We start from the raw sequence: 17,827 nt of genomic DNA on the forward strand, positions 1-17,827 counted from the left end.
CCCGCACCGAGGCGCCGCCGCCGACGAACAGGCCGCGCTGGCCCTCGGGCAGCGCGTAGAAGGCCGACGGCTCCGCGACGCGGATGTGCGCGGCGGTGGCGAGCTCGAGGCCGCCGCCGATGACCGCGCCCTTCAACACCGCGACGACGGGGAGCCGACCGCGTTCCAGGCGCTCGAACGCGTGGTGCCACATCATCGAGTGCTCCAGGCCCTCGAAGGCGTCCCGTTCGGCGAGCTCGGAGAGATCGAGCCCGGCGGAGAGGTGGTCCCCGTCCGCGTCCAGGACGACCGCCTTCACTCCGCGGGGTGTCAGTGCGGTCCGCCCGGGGGAGATCCGGGCCCGGCGGGCGGGCCAGCTGCCCAGTCCGATGTCGGAACCGGCGAGGGTGGAGACGTTCATCGCGGACCCTTCGAGGAGCGGGGGGCGGGCGTGGGGGTGCTCGCCGCGTCGCCGTCGCCTGTGCCAGGCTTCCTGCGACCGGGATGGCAGGGGATCGAACCGAAGGGGCACCGATGACGGCGAGCGCCGAGCGGCGGGACGCCACCGGTGGACCCACCGCGGACGGGGCCGGCCGGCCGTCGCTGCTCTACGCGATCAAGCAGGTCGAGCTCGCGGTGCGCGCCCACCTCGACGAGCTGCTGCGCCCCACCGGGGTGACGACGCTGCAGTACACGGCGATGACCGTGCTGGCCCGGCGCGAGGGCCTCACCTCGGCCGAGCTGGCCCGCAACTCGTTCGTCACCGCCCAGACCATGAACGACCTGGTCACGAGCCTGGAACGGCGCGAGCTGATCTCGAGGGCCCCGAGCCCGGCCCACCGGCGGCGGCTGCTGATCAGCCTCACCGCCACCGGCCGCGCGTTCCTGGCCGAGCACGCCGCGCGCGTCGCCGACATCGAGGCCCGGATGGTCAGCCGGCTCAGCGACGACGAGCAGGCCTCGCTGCACGACGTGCTCAACCGCTGCCGCGCCGCCCTGGCGACCCACCCGGCGCAGTAGTCGCCCCGCTCGCCCGACCCCGTGCGGGGAACGTGGAGCGGTGCTGGTCATCGCAGCTCCTCGGTGAGCGGGGGCGGTACCGCGCCGGTCCGGGTGTTCGACCCTGGAGTATCAGTATTCCTGATATCGGTGTGACCAGGCTGCCGCGCCCGGAGGGCGGTGTCAAGGGATGGCGTCGCGTGCCCGATGTCGGCAGGATCGGCGGATCGGTGCGTGACACCGCAGCATCGGGTGCGGGGGTCCCGCGGTGGGCTGGTTCCAACAGACCTTCGTCGGCTCCGAGCGGTCGGCCGCCTTCTGTGCACTGATCGGGTTCGTCGTGACGTTCGTGGTGGTCCGGGGGATCACCCGTCGGATCCGGGCGAAGGCGTCCGCACCGGCCGCCGAGGGCGGCGGGCTCGGCGACATCTACATCGGTGGCGTGCACGTCCACCACCAGGTGTGGGGGATCCTGCTCGTGCTGCTGTGCGGGCTGCTGGAGTTCCGCTACCAGCCGGGTCCGCCGTGGGTGCAGGTCCTCGCGACGCTGTTCGGCATCGGCGCCGCCTTGACCCTCGACGAGTTCGCGCTGTGGTTCCACCTCGACGACGTCTACTGGGGCGAGCAGGGACGGCAGTCGGTGGACGCGATCCTCGTCGGCGGCGCGATCGGCGCGGTCCTGCTCGTGCAGGCCTCGCCGGTGGGGATGGACGAGGGCCGGGGCCTCGGCGCTCTCGCGACGTGCGGGTACGTCGCCACGGTCTGCGTGCACCTGGCCATGGCCGGCGTGTGCTTCGTCAAGGGCAAGATCGCGACGGGCATGATCGGGATCGTGCTGCCCGTCGTCGCGACCGTCGGCGCGATCCGGCTCGCGAAGCCCGCCTCGGTGTGGGCGCGCCGGCGGTACTCCGGGGCGAGGCTGGCCCGGGCGGAGCGACGGTTCGGCGCGGCCTACGTCGGGCGCCACGACCGCATGCTCGACCTGATCGGCGGCGCTCCCGACGCGGAGAGGCCGTCGCGGAAGGACGGCTCGGCGCCGTAGGGAAGCCGTCAGCGCGCGTTGTGGAAGATGATCCCCAGCACGTGCCGCTCCCCGGAGTGCACCGCGCTCACGCCGTGCCTCATCTGCACCCGGTGGTAGCCGCGGGTGCCCGGCTTCGGGCGGTGCCGCACCGGGAAGATGATCGCTTCGCCCTGGCCTGGCCGCGCGACCATCGGACGGGACTGCTGGCGGGGCCGCTGCTCGACGAACACGCTCTCGCCGCCGGTGAAGTCCTCGTCCGGCCGGCTCAGCATGATCAGGAACTGCAGCGGGAAAGTCAGGTCGCCGTAGACGTCCTGGTGCAGGCAGTTGTAGCCGCCGGGGCCGTAGCGCAGGACCAGCGGGGTCGGGCGGTGCTGGCCGAGCCCGGCGCACTCGTCGAGGAGCGCGTCGAGGGTCGTGGGGAAGCGGCGTTCGCCGAGCCGGTCCGCCCACCGGTTCGCGATGGCGGCCAGCGGTGGGTAGAGGGCCTCGCGCAGCTGCTGGACGGGCTCGGGCAGCGGGTTCGCGAAGTAGCGGTAGCTGCCCTCGCCGAAGGAGTGCCGCGCCATGGTGACGGTGCTGCGGAAGCGGGCGTCGTCGTCGAACATGCGGGCGACGTCGCGGCACCGGTCGGGGCCGAGCAGCGGCCCGGCGGAGGCGAAGCCCTCCGCGTCGAGCCGCTGCTCGATCGCCGGCCAGTCGAGGCTCCGGGCGGTGTCGGCCGGGCCCGGCGTGGTGGTGGCGTCGGTCATGCTGGTCCTTCCGATCGCGAGCCGGTTCAGGCCGACCCGAGCATCCCCTGCGGGGACTCGAGCTCGAGCAGGCGCCGCTTGATCTCGAGGCCGCCCGCGTAGCCGGTGAGGTCACCGTTGCTGCCGACGACGCGGTGGCACGGCACGAGGACCGGGACCGGGTTCCGGGCCATGGCGGACCCGACCCGGCGCGGCCCCACGTGGGACGACCACGACTCCGACGCCGGCCCGCCCCGGCGGGCGAGCTGCGCGGCCAGCCTGCCGTAGGTGGTGGTCTCGCCGTGGCCGACCGCGCCGAGGAGGTCGAGCGCCGCGCGCTGCCCGGCGCCGACCCCGCGGAGGTCGACCGGGACGGTGAACGCCGTACGGGTGCCCGCGAAGTACTCGTCGAGCTCCCGGCAGGCCTGCTCGAGCCACTGCCCGGCCTCGGTGGACGGAGCCGTGTCCGCGGGAGCGGCGCCGAACGCGACGCGGGTGATGCCCTCGTCCGAGGCGGTGAGGGTCAGCGGCCCGACAGGGGTCGAACGGATGGTCGTGGACATGAGGTCTGCTCCTCCTGGTGGGTTCTCCGGTTCGTCCTGCAGAACCCCGTCCGGGTCGGCTCCGTTGCAGCTGCGGTCCGCGGTCAGGCCGCGGGCCGGCAGTGCAGGCAGGGCCGGTAGCCGGCGGCGGCAGCGGTGGAGACGGTGCGGAAGCCGTGCCGATGGGCGGGCGTGATGCGCCGGGCGTCGCGGCAGGTCGGGAAGCAGAAGATCCCGGTGGTGTCGCTGGCCAGGTAGCGCACGCCGCCGCGGGCGAGCGCCCGGACCCCGTCGAGGTCGACGTCCTCGTCGCGCAGCAGCTGCTCCTTGGACGGGGCCCCGAACATGTAGTCGCCCACGGCGCCGTCGGCGCGGACGACGCGGTGGCACGGCACGAGCAGCGGTACCGGGTTGCGGGCGAGCACCGATCCGACGGCCCGGACGGCGCGCGGGCTGCCGGCCTCGCGGGCCACCCAGCCGTAGGGGCGGGTCTGCCCGGCCGGGATCCGCCGGGTCGCGGCCAGCACGGCCCGTTCGAACTCCGAGAGGCCGGCGAGGTCGAGCGTCAGGGCGCGGGCCTGGCGTCCCCGCAGCGCGGGCAGGACCCCGGCGGGGAGCCTCGCCGCGGGTTGCAGGGGGCGGGCGAACCGCCGGTGGTAGGCGTCCGCGAACCCGTCGGCGTCGCCCTCCCCGGCGGGGCGCAGGAACTGCACGCCCCGGTCGGTGAAGGCGACGAAGACGTCGCCGAGGCGGCTCGGCGCGCTCGCCCAGCGGGTGAACACCCTGTCCGCCAGGCCGGGCGGCGCCGGCGCGGCGAGGGTGCCGAGCGCGCTGACGAGCTGCTGATCGGTGCCGAAAGGTCGGCCGTTGCTGGTCATCGACTTGTCCTCCCCGACCGGAGCACCCGCTGTGCCGTTCCGCCGACGACCGTCACCGTGGCGGTGGTCGTGGTGTCGGTGAGCAGTGTCCGTAGTCGTTGCAGTCCTCGTGAGATGTGGGATTTGGCGGTGCCGTCCTTGCAGCCGAGGATCTCGGCGATCTCGCCGATCGGCAGGTCCACGACGTGCCGGAGCACGATCGCGGTCCGCTGCGCCTCGGGCAGTTCGGCCAGGAGGGCGCCGAGGCGGCGTTGCGTGTCCGCGCGCTCGGCGCGTTCCGCGGGGCCCGCGGCGGGTTCGGGCTCGGTCTGCTCGGTGGACGGTTCGAACGCCGGCGGCGGGCCGGGCCGCCGGGCGGCGTCCCTGGCCGCGTTGCGGGCGGTGTTGCGCAGGATCGTGAGCAGCCACGGCCGGATCGACAGCGTGCCGATCCGCGCGGCGTCGAAGCCGCGCAGGGCCCGGTACGCCTTGAGCAGGGCCTCCGCGGCCAGGTCCTCGGCGTCGGCCGGGCGGGCGAGGTTGCGGGCGACCGAGTGGACGACGTCGCTGTGCACCCGCGTGAGCTCGGCGAATCCGGAGTCGAGGTCACGGGCCAGGGCACAGCGCAACCACTGCTCCTCGACGGCGGCCTCGGCCGTCCCGTCGTGCCCGTCGTCGACCATGTCCTGCAGAACCCCGGTTCGGAGTCGGCGGTTGCGGGATGAGCCTCTCACCGCGGGACGGCCACGGCGCTGCGTCACCCGCCCCGCAGTTCTCCGACGATCCGAAGGCGTCCAGTCGGGACGGTGGCCCACGGCGAAGGATGCCGCCGAGGAAGGGACTGAGCTGCCCAACGACGATCAAGAGCTGAACGCGCCGCCCATCCCGATCCGGCTCCCCGGCTCCCCGTCTCCCGCGGAGCGGAGCAGCAGAGGCGAGGGGAGGCCGCCGTCAGCGCGATGCCGTCGCGGGTGCCGGCGACCCCGGTCGGGAAAGCGGCTTCCTGGTCCTGCTCTGCACCCGGCACCACACGATGATCCACAAAAGCGAGTGGGTGATCTCGATGGCCGATGGGTTTCCGCTGTTCCACCCACCACCCTGGGTCGGCGACCGGCCGCTGCGAAACCTGATCCACCGACCGGACTCGATCGCTCATCCGATCGGACCGCGACCTGCCACACCGGTGGCGAGGCTCGATGATCTCGACCCCACCCCGTACCTGCGGTGCCCCGTCGAGGAGTTCAGCGCCTTCGACCCGGAACCCTGCTCGGCTCGGGTCGCCTCGACGACGGCCGAGGTGACGGACCTCGACGTCGACGAATCGGGAATCGGCCGATGAACGCCCGCCAGGAGCGACCCGCGCGAGGTGGTGGCGGCGCCGCTCCCGGCCCGAAGGTGGCGAGGTGCGCCGCCATCCGCTCGTCGTCGCCTACGGAGACCGGTCAGGGAGTGAGGATCGCCCGTCCCCGGATCCGTCCCGCGTTCAGGTCGTCGAGCGCGTCCTGGAAGCGGTCCAGCGGGTACTTCGTCGTGTGCAGCTTCACCAGCCCGCGGGCGGCGAGGACCATCAGCTCGCACAGGTCGTTGTAGCTGCCGACCAGGTTGCCGATCAGGTTGATCTCGGTGGAGATGACGTCGATCGTCGGGATGTCGATGTTCTCGCCGTACCCGACGACGTGGTAGTCGCCCGCCCGGCGCAGCATCCGCACACCGTCGCGGGTGCTGCCGCCCTCGCCGACGAAGTCGACGACGACCTCGGCGCCGTTCCCGTCGGTGAGCTCGAGGACCTGGTCGACGTGGCCACCCTCGGCGACGATCCCGTGGTCCGCCCCGATGGACAGGGCGAGCTTCACCGCGTCCGCGTTGCGGTCCACGACGACGATCTCGGCCGCCGTCATGGCCTTGAGCGCCTGGATCCCGATGTGCCCCAGGCCGCCGGCGCCGATCACCACACAGCGGTCGCCCGGGCGCAGGGTGCGGGCCGCCTTGGCCGCGGCGTGGTAGGCGGTGAGGCCGGCGTCGGCCAATGCGGCGACGTCCGCCGGCTCCAGCGAGTCGTCGAGCTTCACGACGCTGCGCGCGGACGTCCGCAGGTACTCGGCATAGCCGCCGGCGGTGTCGATGCCGGGGAACCGGCTCTGAGTGCAGTGGACGTCGTCGCCGGAGCGGCACGCGCGGCACAGCCCGCATGTCATGAGCGGGTGCACGATCACCTTGTCGCCCTCGGCGACGTCGGTGACCGCACTACCGGCGGCGTGCACCCAGCCCGCGTTCTCGTGGCCGATCGTGTACGGCAGGGTCACGCCGGACTTCTCGGCCCACTGGCCCTCGAGGATGTGGATGTCCGTGCGGCACACGCCCGCACCGCCGATCTTCACGATCACGTCGTACGGCTCGACGACGGCGGGCGCGGCGACGTCGGTCATCTCGAGGTTCCGGCCGTAGCCGACGACCTGGACTGCCCTCATGCGGAGCTCTCCTTCAGGTTCTCGGCGCCCTCGGCCCGCGGGGCCTGGTCGTTGGCCGAGTCGGGATAGCGGGTGCGCAGCAGGCCGCGGCAGAAGTGCGCGTTGCCGTCGATCGAGATGCGGGTGGAGCGGGCGAGGCGCAGCCGCAGCGGGACCTCCTCGCGCGGGTACGGGCGGCCTTGGTCGTCGACCATCACCGCCTCGTCCGGGCCGGTGCCCAGGCCGAGCGCCTCCCGCCGGCGCAGCAGGGCGTGGGTGGTCCGCTCGTCCGGCAGGTCGCCGAGGGTGACGGCGTGCAGGTCCGCCTCCTCGAGCTCCCGTTCCCGGCGGAGCAGCTGCGTCAGCGCCCGCTCCATCGCGGCGGTGTGGGCCTTGCGGCGGAAGGTGAGCCGCAGCTCGTCGAGGCTGCTCTCCGCCTCCTCGCCGAAGGTGCCCCGGTAGCCGGCGTCGGCCGCCAGCCCGGCGTTGATCAGATCCGAGTCGTGGTGGTCGTCGAGCAGCACCTCCACCTCGCGGACCTGTGGCAACGCCGTCAGGGCGTCCTTCGCGTCGGATGCCATGAGGTAGGCGAAGTTCGGCGAGCAGAACGAGGTGGGCAGCCGCAGGTGCACGGTCACGCGCCCGTCCGGGGACGCGTCGAGGGAGCGGACGAAGCCGAGATCGGTGATCGGCTCGTCGAGCTCGGGATCGGAGACCGTGTGCAGGGCGGCGTAGGCGTCATCCCGGATCACGGTCAGGCCACCGCCACGGCCTGGGGCTCCTCGCGGGGCAGCTGCAGCTCCGCGGGCACCGGGATGTCGTACATGGCCGCGGCGTTGAGGCCCAGGATCTTCTTCTTCTGCTCCGGCGTGAGCGGCGCGTACTCGGAGAGCTCCTCGGGGATCTGGAAGTCCACGAAGCGCTCGACGAGCCAGCGCGGCGTCCAGATCGCGTAGTCGCTGGAGAACTGGATCCGGTCCTCGCCCAGCCAGTACAGGAGCTCGCCGATGATCTGCCCGAAGTACTTGGGCCGGGTGTGGATGAACGGCATGGCGACGGCCAGGCCCGCGTGCACGTTCGGCTCCTGGGTGGCGATCCAGCAGAAGTCCTCGAGCCGGGGGAGCCCGCAGTGCTCGACGACGAAGTTCAGCTCGGTGAAGTCCGTGGCCGCCTTGTCCACGTCCGCGACGTCGAACGCGTCCCGGTCCAGGGGACGGATCGTCGGCCCCTTGTGGATGTGGATGTTCTTGACGCCCAGCTCCTGGGCGGCCTCGAGGTACCGGTAGGACCACGGGTCGTCGAGCTTCCAGCCGCGCGAGCTGCCGTGCCACTCGGCGGTGTAGAGCTTGGCGCCCTTCAGGCCGAAGCGCTTCGCGTCCTCCCGCAGCTGCTTCAGGCCCGCCCCCTCGAAGCGCGGGTCCCAGCAGTGGTTGTAGGTCAGCTTGTCCGGGTGCGCGCTCGCCAGGGCGAACGCCTCCTCGACCTGCCCGAAGCCGTTGTTGTAGAAGGCGGGCAGCGCGGCCGGCTGGAAGATCGCGTGGTCCACGTGGCCGTCGACGAAGAGGTCCTTCATCAGGCGGTCCCCGCCCTGGTAGAGGAACTCGTCGTAGGACCAGGACTCGGACTGCGGGCTGAGGTTGCGGTGGTAGTCGTAGAAGCAGTCGATGAACTGCTTGCCGTGGATGTTGCGCTGGTTCTCCGGTCGCGCATCCCACAGGGCGACGTGGGCGTCGACGATGAAGTAGTTCTCGCCGTCCTTGGTGTACATGGGTGCTCCTGGTCTCCGCGACAGCAATGGCACGTTCGACCTGGGACGCTAGGGAGCCGGGCGTGCGCGGCGGGTCCGCGCGCGTCTCAATGTGAGACCTTCGTCGCGGCCGCCCGGGCCGCGCCCGTGTCACAGTCGAGGCGCGGAGCAAGGCGCAGCGGGGCGTCCTGGGGAGGTACGTGCATGAGCGAGCAGCGGCAACGCTCGGAGCGGGAGCAGTTGGCCGGGGCGGCGGGCGTCTCGGTGACGGTGACCCCACGGCTGTCCGCGTCCTGGCAGCGCAGCCAGGCCTACGGGGTCTCGCTGGATGCGGTGGAGCCGGTCTTCGCCGGCAACGTCGACGACGGCTCGCTGTTCTACGAGTGCGGCCAGGAGGTGCTCCGCGGCCTGCACGGGACGCTCGCGAACGAGCCCGTCAGCCTCATGCTCACGGACAGCCGCGGGCTCGTGCTGAGCCGGCTCTGCGGGGAGTCGTCGCTGGTCCGGGCCCTGGACCGGGTGCACCTCGCGCCGGGTTTCGCGTTCTCGGAGCGCGAGGCGGGCACCAACGGCCTCGGCCTCGCCCTGGCCGACCGCGCGCCGTCGCTCGTCCGGGCGGACGAGCACTACTGCACCGGGCTGTGGGGGTACACCTGCGCGGCCGTCCCGGTACTGGATCCGGTGAGCGGGCATCTCGTCGGCAGCGTGAACCTGACGACCTGGTCGAAGGAGCAAGATGCCCTGCTGCTCGCGCTGGCCCAGATGGCGGCCGGGAACACGGCGGCGCTGATGCTCGCCCGGGCGCGGGGGAGCGTCCCGCGGCCTGTTCCACGCGGTGAGGTCTTCCGCGTCGTGAACGCCCGCACGGACGACGGCGCCCCGGCCGAACCCGTCCTCTCGGAGGGTTGGACCACCGCGCTCGCCGAGGTCGAGGCCGCGCTCGCCGAGGACCTCGTCGTCGGGGTCGTCGGGGAGCCCGGGACCGGCAAGACCGCGCTGCTCGCCGCCGCGCACCGCCGGGTCCGGCCGCAGTGCCGGGTGCTCACCGCGCGGCCGCCGGAGCCCCGCGACGCGGACTCCTGGCTCTCGCTCTGGACGCCGGAGCTGGGCAAGGACAACACCAGCGTGATCGTCGGACGCGTGGACTCGCTGCCGTCCTGGGCGGCCACCGAGCTGGGGCGGATGTTCGGCGAGGTCGGATCGCACGCCCCGGAGGGGGCTCTGCGGCGCCCGTTCGCCGTGACGGCCGAGGACTTCCCGGGGATCCCCGCGCCCCTGTCCGCGCTGGTGGACACCCTGGTCGAGCTGCCCGCGCTGCGGCACCGGCCGGACGACGTCCTCGCGCTCGCCCACTTCTTCGGACACCAGGTCCGCGGCCGCGGGATCCGGTTCACCCCGGCCGCGTCCCGCGCCCTGACCACCTACCACTGGCCGGGCAACGTCCGGCAGCTCAAGGAGGTCGTGCGCGAGGCGGCCACCCGCGCCGACGTCATCGACGCCCGGCACCTCGCCGCGGACGTCTTCAGCGGCGCCACCCGCCGGCTGAGCCGGATCGAGACCCTTGAGCGGGACGAGATCGTGCGCTGCCTGGCCGAGCCCGGCGTCACGGTCACCCAGGCCGCGGCGGTGCTGGGCATGAGCCGGGCGACGATCTACCGCAAGATCTCCCAGTACGGGATCACGGTGCGCGGGAGGGGCTGACCCGGGAAGCGATCAGTACCGCGGGTTCCGGAGCCGGTACACCGTCACGAGCACGGGATCCGGGGTGTCGTCGTCGTCGACGTCCGAGACCGGGTTGAACGTCGGCACCGTGACCAGTGTGGACACCGACCCCCACCGCGCACGGGCGCCGTCGAGGAACTCGGCGGTGAGCGGGCGACCCGGGTCCGCGAGCCACACCTCGCCGCCGCGGCCGACGAGCCGGGGGAAGAGGTCCAGCAGCTCGACGACGTTGCGGTGCCCGTAGAGCACGTCCGCCGCGAGCACGAGGTCCCACGGCGCGCGGGTGACCAGCGGGGCGGGCTCGGACCAGGAGCAGACCGCCGTCTCGATCTCGACACCGGAGCGCCGGGCGTTCCCGGCCGCGAAGGCGACGCCGTCGGGGGACCGGTCCGTCGCGAGGACCTTCGCCCCCGCGATCGCCGCGGCGATCGCGGGCAGGCCCAGGCCGCAGCCGAGCTCGAGGACCTTCGCCCCCGTCAGCTCGGTCCCGCTGCGGTTCCGCGCGGCGGCGACCGCACGCGCCAGCTCGACGCCGCTGGGCCACAGCTCGGCCCAGTACGGCGGGTACTCCTCGGTGGCGTCGAAGTTCGTCTCGTAGAGCACCGCCATCGCGGCCCGCGGGTGCGTGTAGTGGATCCGCCCGCCGTTGGGCAGGGCCATCGACCCGTGGGCGAGATCGCTCAGCGGATCATGCTGGTCCCGGGTCTGGGCCACCCGGCCGGTCGTCGGTTCTGCCATGCGGGCCCGCTCTCCGGATGCGTCGGACATCCTGGACCCAGGGTGTCACGCCTCGGACGGCCGCGACGCAGGACGGACCTGGCGCGTCCAAAAGACGCCCGGACGTGGTGCGGCCAGGCCGGTTTCACCCCGTTCCGGCGGGCTCGGCCGGGGCCGGCGCGTCGGAACCGTCGGGCGGGTGCCCGTCGCGTGCCGGATCCCCCGCGAGCATCGCGCGCAGGCGTGCGGCCGCCTCGCCGTACTCGTCCTCGACCCAGTAGTCGGAGTGCTTGCGGCCGCACGGGTCGTCGAGCGCGTCCGCCTGCTCGACGCCGTCGATCTCCCCGCCGATCGCGTCCGTCGCGCGGTGCAGGTTGATCCAGCGCGCGCCGGCCGGGCCGTCCAGCCGCTCCCGGATCGTGTCCGTCGCGACCGGATGGACCTGCGCGGGGAAGAACTCGGCGTAGAGGTGCTGCCACGGCGATCCGTACGTGAGCAGGGCCAGCCCCTCCCGCGGCTGCTCGTGCAGGAGGACCGCCGCGGCGGCGATGATCGTCCCCTGGCTGTGGGGCGCGAGCAGCAGCGTGGCGCCGGGGCCCTCGAGCTCCGTCGTGATCCGCCGGTCCAGCTCCGGGACGGCCCGGTCGGAGTACGTCGGCGGGGTGAGCGGGTGGAACCAGCGCGGCCAGAACGTCCCGACGTCCCAGAGGACACCGACCCCGCGCCGGGCGCCGACGTCGGTGAGCCCGGCGTAGATGCGGGCCAGGACCGCGGCCGTGGGCAGCACGACGGCGACGTCGAGGCAGAACTCGGCGAACGTCGACGGCGGCAGCGCGACGCCGAGCACGGTGAAGCCGCGCCCGAAGTGCACCGCGGCCACGACCGCCGCCGCCACGACCACCGCCGCGAGCACGACCAGCACCAGGTTCCGGACGCGGCTCGCCGCCAGCACGCAGGCCACCACGAGGGGCGGTCCGAGCAGGAGCCCCAGGACGGTCAGGGCGAACCACGACGGCAGGGTGTCCACCGGCGGCATCCCGCCCCGGACGAGGAAGCCGATGCCGCCGGCGACGGCGAGTACCACCCCGGTCACCCCGATCACGGCGGTCAGCCACGAGCCGTCGCCGGTGAGCCGGTGGACGCCCACCGCGCGGCCACCGTCCCGGGAGAGCCACCACCAGCGGACTGCGGCGAAGGGGACGAGCACGGCGAGGTCGGTCGTCACCCCGACGGCGAGCCAGCCCACGTACTGGTCGACGGCGGGCGCGAACGAGCCCAGCCCGCCGACCAGCCCGGCGGCCCGGCTGATCAGGCCGGCGCCGAACGCCGCGCCGACGCTCGCGGCGATCAGGAGCATCGCCGCGGGGTTCACGGCCCGGCGCCCGCTGCGGAACGGTCGGCACAGGAGGTACAGGACGAGGATGCCCACGAGGACCGCGGCCGTGACCCAGACCGCGGTGCCGCGCAGGGCGGGCAGGGAGCCCCACCTGCGGACGATGTCGGGGGACCAGCCGAGGGGCAGCAGGGCGGCGAGGACGACCGCGGCGGCGGCGAGGGGCCACGTCGCCCAGCGCACGAGGAGGAAGGGCAGCCGCAGGCCGGGGTCGCCGGTGTCCGTCGCCGGCCGGCCCTGCACCCCCGGGCCACGGCGCAGGCCGATCCAGGCGAGCAGGCCGAGGACCGACGCCCAGGCGAGGAGGCCGAGCGCGAGCGTCCACGACCGCAGAGCGCTGGGCTCGGCGCGGCCGACCGGGACGGCGGCCAGCAGCGCGATCGTGGCCAGCCCTGCCGTGAGGTGCAGCCTGCGGAGCGCCACGTTGATCGCGCCGCTGTTCCACAGCAGCCACTGCTCGCGCATCAGGAAGCCGGCTCCGACGGGGTCGCGCGGGGTGCGCCACTGCGCCCGGCGCTCCCGTGAGGCGTCGACGAGGCTCCAGGGGAAGGGCCGCAGCTGCCGCCCTGTCGCGGTGGCGGGACGGGGGCGGATGCGGGTCAGGACGATCAGCAGCAGGAACACGGCCGCCGTGGCCGTCGTGCCGATCCCGGCGACCCCCACCGGCCGGTCGAGCCTCTGGTAGAGCCACTGCCAGACGACGAGATCGGCCAGCACGATCTGCACCGAGACGACGAAGACGAGCGTCACGAGCAGCCCGACGAGCCGGACGACGAGCGTCGCCCACCGCAGCCGCAGGTCCCGGTACGGCGCCGGCTCGCCCGGGTCCTCGGGCCGTCCCGCCGGCAGCATCCAGCCCGCCAGGTTCGCGATCATGAAGGGCAGCAGGAGCAGGTAGAACGCCTGGTACCAGCGGCCCGACGTGAGCGAGCTCCAGGACCACGCCTGCAGGCGGGGATCGATCCCCGGAGGGTCCCAGAGCGTGATCTCGTCCGGACGGGGCCGCCTGACGCAGGCCGCCCCGCCCGGGCTCCCGTCGAGGACGGCGCGCAACCCGAGCATGCTCTCGGGCGGGGTCCCCGCGACACCGTGCACCCGCAGTTCGCGGCCGCCCACCGGAGGCGCACCGTCACCGTCTCCTGGCCGACTCAACCCGGCCTCCTCGTCCTCGTCGCCGTCGATGATCGTGCACCCGGCAGGACGCGGGGTAGCCGGGCCGACTGCGCGGGACGGTCGGGTCAGCGGATCTCGATCACGGACTTCGTGATCTGCGAGCGGGCGATCAGCCGGTCCCCGATCGTCGCGGTGACGGTCACGAACCCCAGCCGCTTCGTCCGCCGCTCCACCTCCGCCGTCACCTCGACCTGTTCACCCACCCGGCCCGGGCTCAGGACCTGCGTCGAGATGTGATGCGTGACCGCGTGCTCGGTCGGGGCGAGGTGGGGGAGCAGCGCGAGGAACCCGGTGAGTTCGAGGATCGCGCCCAGCGCGCCGGCGTGCAGCGTCCCGCCGGGGTTGATCGCCAGGCCCTCGACGGGGAACGTGACCCCGGCCGTCGGGTCGTCCGGATCGATCGCCCGCGCCTTCAGGGCGTGCTGCAGGGGGATGTCCAGCGCCGCGGCGGCGCGTTCGGCGAGCCGACTCATGGCAACAGGTCGGCGACCAGGCCGCGGGCCCACGCCGGCTCGCCGGGCGCGGACGTGAAGATCGCGCGGTAGTAGAGCGGGCCGAGCAGCAGGTCCGTGGCCCGCTCGACGTCCGGTGGCGTGCCACCCCGCGCCTGCTCACGTTCGATCATCGCGGCCAGCTGGTTGCGCCGGTCCGTGCTGCAGGCGCAGGCGCCCTCGGCGCCGCCGGCGCCGATCGAGGCCCGGATGAGCGCGAGCACGTCAGGATCCTGCAGGTCCGTCGCGACGTCCCCGGCCCACTGCTCGAGGTCCCCGCGCAGGCTGCCGGTGTCCGGCACCACGATGTCGCCGCTGAACCGGCTCGAGGCGACGGCGGCGAGCAGGTCGCCGATCGACCCCCAGCGCCGGTAGACGGTGGTGGCATGGACGCCGGCGCGCGCCGCGACGATCGGGATGGTCAACGCCTCGGACGTGTCCTCGGCCAGCAGCTCCCCGACGGCCCGGTGCACGGCGGCGCGGACGCGCGCGGACCGGCCGCCGGGGCGGCTCTGGACGGCGGTGCTGGCGGACATGGCCCCATTATTGCACTGATCACTGCGGCAACTAAACGCATCGATCTGTGCGTTCGTGCTACGGTCAGCCCATTAACGCAGAGATCGCTGCAAGGAGTCGCATGTCCACCCTCGCTGGAACAGGGGCGGGATCGCGGACCCGCACCTTCGCGGCCGTCGCCGCGATCGTCGTGCTCTTCCTGGCCGCGTCGAGCGCGCCGTCCCCGCTCTACGTCGTCTACCAGCAGCAATGGCGCTTCTCGGCCTCGGTGCTGACCTTCGTCTTCGCGATCTACGTGTTCGGGCTGCTCGGCTCGCTGCTGGTCGTCGGGGCTCTCTCGGACCACGTCGGCCGACGCCCGGTGCTCGCTGCCGCGATCCTGCTCGAAGCCCTGGCGCTGGTCCTGTTCCTCCTCGCCGGGGACGTCGCGGTGCTGTCCGTCGCGCGGTTCCTGCAGGGCGTCGCCACCGGCGCCGCCATGACGACGCTCGGCGCCGCGCTCGTCGACCACGAGCCCGCGCACACGCCCGGCCGGGCCGGCCTGATCAACTCGATCGCCCCCACCGCGGGGCTGGCGTTCGGGGCGCTCGGCACCGGCGCGCTCGTCGAGTTCGCCCCCGCGCCCACGCACCTCGTCTTCGCCCTGCTGCTGGCCGGGATGGTCGTCGCCGGGATCGTCGTGCTGCGCATGCCGGAGACGGTCGGCCGCCGGCCCGGCGCGTTGGCGTCGCTGCGGCCGCGGGTCGGCGTGCCGGCCCGACTGCAGGCCGACGTGGCCCCCGTCGTGCCCGTGATGCTGGCGAGCTGGGCGCTCGGCGGGTTGTACCTCTCGCTCGGGCCCTCGGTGGCGGCGAGCCTGTTCGGCCTGCAGAACCACCTGGTCGGCGGCCTGGTCGTCACGATGCTGTGCGGCACCGGCTCGGTCACCGCGTTCGCACTGCGCTCCCGGCCGGCGACGAGCCTGCTCGTCCCGGCGGCGGCCCTGCTCGGCGGCGGCACCCTGGTCACCCTGTTCGGGGTGCTGACCGGGACCGTCGCGCTCGCGGCCCTGGGGACCCTCGTCGCCGGCGTGGGCTTCGGGGCCTCGTCGCTGGCGACCTTCGGCACGTTCGCCCGGATCGCCGGGGTCGACGAGCGCGGGGCGCTGTTCGCCTTCGCCTTCGTGATCTCCTACCTGGCGTTCAGCGTCCCGGCCGTCGCGGCGGGGTTCGCGAGCACGGCGTTCGGGCTGCGGATCACCGCGCTGGTCTACGGCCTGGCGGTCGTCGTGGCGGCGACCCCCGCCCTCGTCCTGCGCCTGGCCCTCGCCCGCCGCCGGCCGGGTTCTACCGAGCCTGCTCCCGCCACCTGCCCCTGACCCGGAAGGGCCGCGGGCCGGCGGGGGTCACAGGCCGGCGGCGGCCTGCAGCAGGACCCGCGCGGCGGAGGAGAGGCCCTCGATCTGGCCCAGCTCCTGGTCCTCGTGCTCGATGTTGACGGCCATGTCCGGGTCCACCTTCTGCAGGGCCTGCAGGAACCGGGACCAGTACTCGACGTCGTGGCCGCGGCCCACCGCCACGAAGTCCCACGAGGACTGCTGCGGCCACCGGCTGAGGGTGTACCGGCCGCCGAGGCCCAGCGCGTCCGGGGTGTCGGGCGCGATGCGGCCGAAGCGGTCGTCGAGCACGCCGTTGACCAGTACGTTCTCGTTCATGCGGATATCCTTCGCGGCCGCGTTCACCACGAGCTCGCCCAGGGCGCCGATCACGGCGATCGGGTCCATGCCCTGCCAGAACAGGTGGCTCGGGTCCATCTCTGCGCCGATGTGCGTCGAGCCGATCTCCTCGGCCAGCCGGAGCATCGTGCCGGCGTTGTAGACGATGTTGTGCGGGTGCATCTCCAGTGCGACCTTGACGTCGGCGTCCGCGGCCCGGGCCTGGACGTCGCGCCAGTAGGGGATCGCGACCTCGTTCCACTGGTAGTCCCGGACGTCGAGCTGCGCGCTCTCCCACGGCAGCACGGCCCACGCCGGGAGCGTGCCCGCGGCGTTCGTGCCCGGGAGCCCGGACATCGTGACGACGCGCGGGACGCCCAGCAGCGCCGCGAGCTCGACGGCGTCGAGCACGTCCTGCCCGTGCTTGGCGCGGACCTCGGGGTCCGGGTGCAGCGGGTTGCCGTTGCAGTTCAGCGCGGTCAGCGTGATGCCGTGCCCGGCGAAGAGGCCGAGGTACTCCGAGCGGGCGGTCTCGCTCGCGCGGAGGTCCTCGATCGGCAGGTGCACGGGCGGCAGGAACCCTCCGGAGTTGATCTCCGCGCTGGTCAGGCCCATCCCGGCCAGGATTCCCAGGGCCTCGGGCAGGGGCTTGTCGTGCAGGCAGGCGGTGTAGGCACCGAGCTTCATCGGACGGGTCCTCCGGGTCGTCGAGCAGGTACGACCATCGTCGGGGCCGACCGCGCACCCGTCAACCCTATGTCCTGACAATCGCTCAAACTCGGCGCCAGGGTCAGCGGACGCGCAGCACCGGCTTCCCGGGCGCCCGGTCCGGCGAGTCGACGTACTTGTGGGCGGCGACCACGTCGTCGAAGGCGAAGACCCGGTCGACGAGCGGGGTGAACGCCCCGGTCGCCAGCCCGGACCGGACGAAGTGCTCGGCCCGGCGCAGCGCCTCAGGGTCCCCGGTGATCTCGAAGACCCGGTACCGCCGCAGCCAGACGGGCGCGTACCCGGCGGCGGGCAGCGGCGTCGGCTCGCCGGAGAGCCCGCCGTGGACGATCACGGTCGCGTCCGGCGCGCACGCGCTTACCAGGTCGGCCACGGCCGGCCCGCCGTCCGCGTCGAGGACCAGTGCGGCGCCCCGCCCACCGGTCGCGGCGCGCAGCGCGGCCGCGAGGTCGTCCGTCTCGGAGGTGACGACGACGGACTCGGCACCCGCCGCGAACACCGCGTCGCGCTGCGCCGGGGAGGGGATCGTCGCGACCGGGATCGCGCCCAGATGGCGGACGACCTGCAGCGCCGCGACCCCGACGCTGTTCGCCGCGGACGTGATCACGACGTGGTCCCCGGGCCGCACCCGGACGATCTCCGCGACCATCCCGTACACCGTCACGTACGGCATCCAGATCGCCGCGCCGGTAACCGCGTCCATCCCGTCCGGCCGGGCGACCAGCGCCGCCGCGGGCACGACGGCCTCCTCGGCGTAGACCGGGTAGTCGTTCTGCGAGAAGGCCGGGACGACACTCACCGCGTCCCCGGGCGCCCAGCGCTCGACGTCCGGTCCCACCTCGAGGACCTCGCCCGCGGCCTCGGTGCCCAGCCCCGCGGGCAGCCGGGGGGTCTCGAGGTACGTCCCGCGGCGGAAGTTGACCTCCGCGCGGTTCAGCCCGACCGCGTCGACCCGGATGCGGACCTCGCCGGGCCCGGGGGAGCGGACCGGGAGGTCCTCGTACCGGAGGACCTCGGGACCGCCCGTCTCGTGGAACCTGATCGCGCGCACCATGACTGCGAACCTA

Annotated in this window: 19 protein-coding genes; 5 read left to right on the forward strand and 14 right to left on the reverse strand. The window is 73.6% G+C overall.

Annotated features, from left to right (window positions below):
- Positions 1–400 (reverse strand): enoyl-CoA hydratase-related protein (locus JWP64_RS03375; RefSeq protein ID WP_297492123.1); only part of this gene is annotated, 400 nt, incomplete at its 3' end.
- 113 nt (positions 401–513) lie between these two features.
- Here JWP64_RS03375 and JWP64_RS03380 point away from each other — a divergent pair.
- Both JWP64_RS03380 and JWP64_RS03385 read left to right on the forward strand, forming a co-directional pair.
- Complete coding sequence (locus tag JWP64_RS03380) at positions 514–999, forward strand: MarR family transcriptional regulator (RefSeq protein ID WP_297492125.1); 486 nt, start codon at positions 514–516, stop codon at positions 997–999.
- A gap of 247 nt (positions 1,000–1,246) precedes the next feature.
- Entirely contained in the window at positions 1,247–2,020 is a 774-nt protein-coding gene (locus JWP64_RS03385) for a hypothetical protein (RefSeq protein ID WP_297492127.1), read from the forward strand.
- 8 nt (positions 2,021–2,028) lie between these two features.
- Here JWP64_RS03385 and JWP64_RS03390 read toward each other — a convergent pair whose 3' ends face one another.
- The 4 genes from JWP64_RS03390 to JWP64_RS03405 all read right to left on the reverse strand — a co-directional run bounded on the left by JWP64_RS03390 (position 2,029) and on the right by JWP64_RS03405 (position 4,815).
- Positions 2,029–2,754 (reverse strand): 2OG-Fe(II) oxygenase, encoded by a 726-nt coding sequence (locus JWP64_RS03390; protein WP_297492129.1) that lies wholly within the window; start codon positions 2,752–2,754, stop codon positions 2,029–2,031.
- 26 nt (positions 2,755–2,780) lie between these two features.
- Positions 2,781–3,296 (reverse strand): methylated-DNA--[protein]-cysteine S-methyltransferase, encoded by a 516-nt coding sequence (locus tag JWP64_RS03395; protein ID WP_297492132.1) that lies wholly within the window; start codon positions 3,294–3,296, stop codon positions 2,781–2,783.
- An 83-nt stretch (positions 3,297–3,379) separates the two neighbouring features.
- Positions 3,380–4,153, reverse strand: coding sequence for a methylated-DNA--[protein]-cysteine S-methyltransferase (locus tag JWP64_RS03400; protein WP_297492135.1), 774 nt, complete (start codon positions 4,151–4,153; stop codon positions 3,380–3,382).
- Positions 4,150–4,815, reverse strand: coding sequence for an RNA polymerase sigma factor (locus JWP64_RS03405; RefSeq protein WP_297492137.1), 666 nt, complete (start codon positions 4,813–4,815; stop codon positions 4,150–4,152). The genes JWP64_RS03400 and JWP64_RS03405 overlap by 4 nt, the downstream gene beginning before the upstream one ends.
- A gap of 500 nt (positions 4,816–5,315) precedes the next feature.
- Between JWP64_RS03405 and JWP64_RS03410 the strand changes: the two genes are divergently transcribed.
- Positions 5,316–5,471: a hypothetical protein gene (locus JWP64_RS03410; RefSeq protein ID WP_297492139.1), complete on the forward strand. Its 156-nt coding sequence runs from the start codon at positions 5,316–5,318 to the stop codon at positions 5,469–5,471.
- Between the two features lie 103 nt (positions 5,472–5,574).
- Here the strand turns inward: JWP64_RS03410 and JWP64_RS03415 are convergent, their stop codons facing one another.
- From JWP64_RS03415 to JWP64_RS03425, 3 genes are read right to left on the reverse strand one after another with little or no spacing between them, the layout of a single operon-like run.
- Entirely contained in the window at positions 5,575–6,600 is a 1,026-nt protein-coding gene (locus tag JWP64_RS03415) for an NAD(P)-dependent alcohol dehydrogenase (protein WP_297492141.1), read from the reverse strand.
- Positions 6,597–7,328 carry an iron-sulfur cluster assembly protein gene (locus JWP64_RS03420; protein ID WP_297492241.1) on the reverse strand — a complete coding sequence of 244 codons (732 nt, stop codon included), beginning with the start codon at positions 7,326–7,328 and terminating at the stop codon, positions 6,597–6,599. Before JWP64_RS03420 ends, JWP64_RS03415 begins: the two co-directional genes overlap by 4 nt.
- 5 nt (positions 7,329–7,333) lie before the next feature.
- A complete protein-coding gene (locus JWP64_RS03425; protein WP_297492143.1) occupies positions 7,334–8,347 on the reverse strand; it encodes an amidohydrolase family protein in 1,014 nt (337 codons plus the stop codon).
- A 183-nt stretch (positions 8,348–8,530) separates the two neighbouring features.
- Here JWP64_RS03425 and JWP64_RS03430 point away from each other — a divergent pair, with 183 nt between their 5' ends.
- Positions 8,531–10,027, forward strand: a complete 1,497-nt coding sequence (locus JWP64_RS03430; RefSeq protein ID WP_297492145.1) for a helix-turn-helix domain-containing protein — start codon at positions 8,531–8,533, stop codon at positions 10,025–10,027.
- 12 nt (positions 10,028–10,039) lie between these two features.
- On the opposite strand, the gene JWP64_RS03435 is transcribed toward JWP64_RS03430, so the two are convergent.
- The 4 genes from JWP64_RS03435 to JWP64_RS03450 form a co-directional block, all read right to left on the reverse strand.
- Complete coding sequence (locus JWP64_RS03435; protein WP_297492147.1) at positions 10,040–10,786, reverse strand: methyltransferase domain-containing protein; 747 nt, start codon at positions 10,784–10,786, stop codon at positions 10,040–10,042.
- A gap of 124 nt (positions 10,787–10,910) precedes the next feature.
- Positions 10,911–13,274 carry a hypothetical protein gene (locus JWP64_RS03440; protein ID WP_297492149.1) on the reverse strand — a complete coding sequence of 788 codons (2,364 nt, stop codon included), beginning with the start codon at positions 13,272–13,274 and terminating at the stop codon, positions 10,911–10,913.
- 122 nt (positions 13,275–13,396) lie between these two features.
- Positions 13,397–13,804, reverse strand: coding sequence for a PaaI family thioesterase (locus JWP64_RS03445; protein WP_297492151.1), 408 nt, complete (start codon positions 13,802–13,804; stop codon positions 13,397–13,399).
- Positions 13,801–14,358, reverse strand: a complete 558-nt coding sequence (locus tag JWP64_RS03450; protein ID WP_297492153.1) for a TetR/AcrR family transcriptional regulator — start codon at positions 14,356–14,358, stop codon at positions 13,801–13,803. The genes JWP64_RS03445 and JWP64_RS03450 overlap by 4 nt, the downstream gene beginning before the upstream one ends.
- Before the next feature lie 101 nt (positions 14,359–14,459).
- Between JWP64_RS03450 and JWP64_RS03455 the strand changes: the two genes are divergently transcribed.
- On the forward strand, positions 14,460–15,695 hold the full coding sequence (locus JWP64_RS03455) for an MFS transporter (RefSeq protein WP_297492155.1): 1,236 nt from the start codon (positions 14,460–14,462) through the stop codon (positions 15,693–15,695).
- A 27-nt stretch (positions 15,696–15,722) separates the two neighbouring features.
- Here JWP64_RS03455 and JWP64_RS03460 read toward each other — a convergent pair whose 3' ends face one another.
- On the reverse strand, positions 15,723–16,718 hold the full coding sequence (locus tag JWP64_RS03460; RefSeq protein WP_297492157.1) for a sugar phosphate isomerase/epimerase: 996 nt from the start codon (positions 16,716–16,718) through the stop codon (positions 15,723–15,725).
- 103 nt (positions 16,719–16,821) lie between these two features.
- Positions 16,822–17,814: a zinc-dependent alcohol dehydrogenase family protein gene (locus JWP64_RS03465; protein WP_297492159.1), complete on the reverse strand. Its 993-nt coding sequence runs from the start codon at positions 17,812–17,814 to the stop codon at positions 16,822–16,824.
- Positions 17,815–17,827: the final 13 nt, after the last annotated feature.

The sequence above is a fragment of the Pseudonocardia sp. genome (assembly GCF_025465255.1).
In the GTDB taxonomy this organism is placed as follows: Bacteria; Actinomycetota; Actinomycetes; order Mycobacteriales; family Pseudonocardiaceae; genus Pseudonocardia.

What these genes read in the sequence shown, in the direction of transcription:
- JWP64_RS03450 (WP_297492153.1), bottom strand. Translation starts at nt 14,358, where the DNA reads ATGTCCGCCAGCACCGCCGTCCAGAGCCGCCCCGGCGGCCGGTCCGCG.
- JWP64_RS03430 (WP_297492145.1), top strand. Translation starts at nt 8,531, where the DNA reads ATGAGCGAGCAGCGGCAACGCTCGGAGCGGGAGCAGTTGGCCGGGGCG.
- JWP64_RS03380 (WP_297492125.1), top strand. Translation starts at nt 514, where the DNA reads ATGACGGCGAGCGCCGAGCGGCGGGACGCCACCGGTGGACCCACCGCG.
- JWP64_RS03435 (WP_297492147.1), bottom strand. Translation starts at nt 10,786, where the DNA reads ATGGCAGAACCGACGACCGGCCGGGTGGCCCAGACCCGGGACCAGCAT.
- JWP64_RS03400 (WP_297492135.1), bottom strand. Translation starts at nt 4,153, where the DNA reads ATGACCAGCAACGGCCGACCTTTCGGCACCGATCAGCAGCTCGTCAGC.
- JWP64_RS03390 (WP_297492129.1), bottom strand. Translation starts at nt 2,754, where the DNA reads ATGACCGACGCCACCACCACGCCGGGCCCGGCCGACACCGCCCGGAGC.
- JWP64_RS03455 (WP_297492155.1), top strand. Translation starts at nt 14,460, where the DNA reads ATGTCCACCCTCGCTGGAACAGGGGCGGGATCGCGGACCCGCACCTTC.
- JWP64_RS03395 (WP_297492132.1), bottom strand. Translation starts at nt 3,296, where the DNA reads ATGTCCACGACCATCCGTTCGACCCCTGTCGGGCCGCTGACCCTCACC.
- JWP64_RS03465 (WP_297492159.1), bottom strand. Translation starts at nt 17,814, where the DNA reads ATGGTGCGCGCGATCAGGTTCCACGAGACGGGCGGTCCCGAGGTCCTC.
- JWP64_RS03460 (WP_297492157.1), bottom strand. Translation starts at nt 16,718, where the DNA reads ATGAAGCTCGGTGCCTACACCGCCTGCCTGCACGACAAGCCCCTGCCC.
- JWP64_RS03415 (WP_297492141.1), bottom strand. Translation starts at nt 6,600, where the DNA reads ATGAGGGCAGTCCAGGTCGTCGGCTACGGCCGGAACCTCGAGATGACC.
- JWP64_RS03445 (WP_297492151.1), bottom strand. Translation starts at nt 13,804, where the DNA reads ATGAGTCGGCTCGCCGAACGCGCCGCCGCGGCGCTGGACATCCCCCTG.
- JWP64_RS03425 (WP_297492143.1), bottom strand. Translation starts at nt 8,347, where the DNA reads ATGTACACCAAGGACGGCGAGAACTACTTCATCGTCGACGCCCACGTC.
- JWP64_RS03405 (WP_297492137.1), bottom strand. Translation starts at nt 4,815, where the DNA reads ATGGTCGACGACGGGCACGACGGGACGGCCGAGGCCGCCGTCGAGGAG.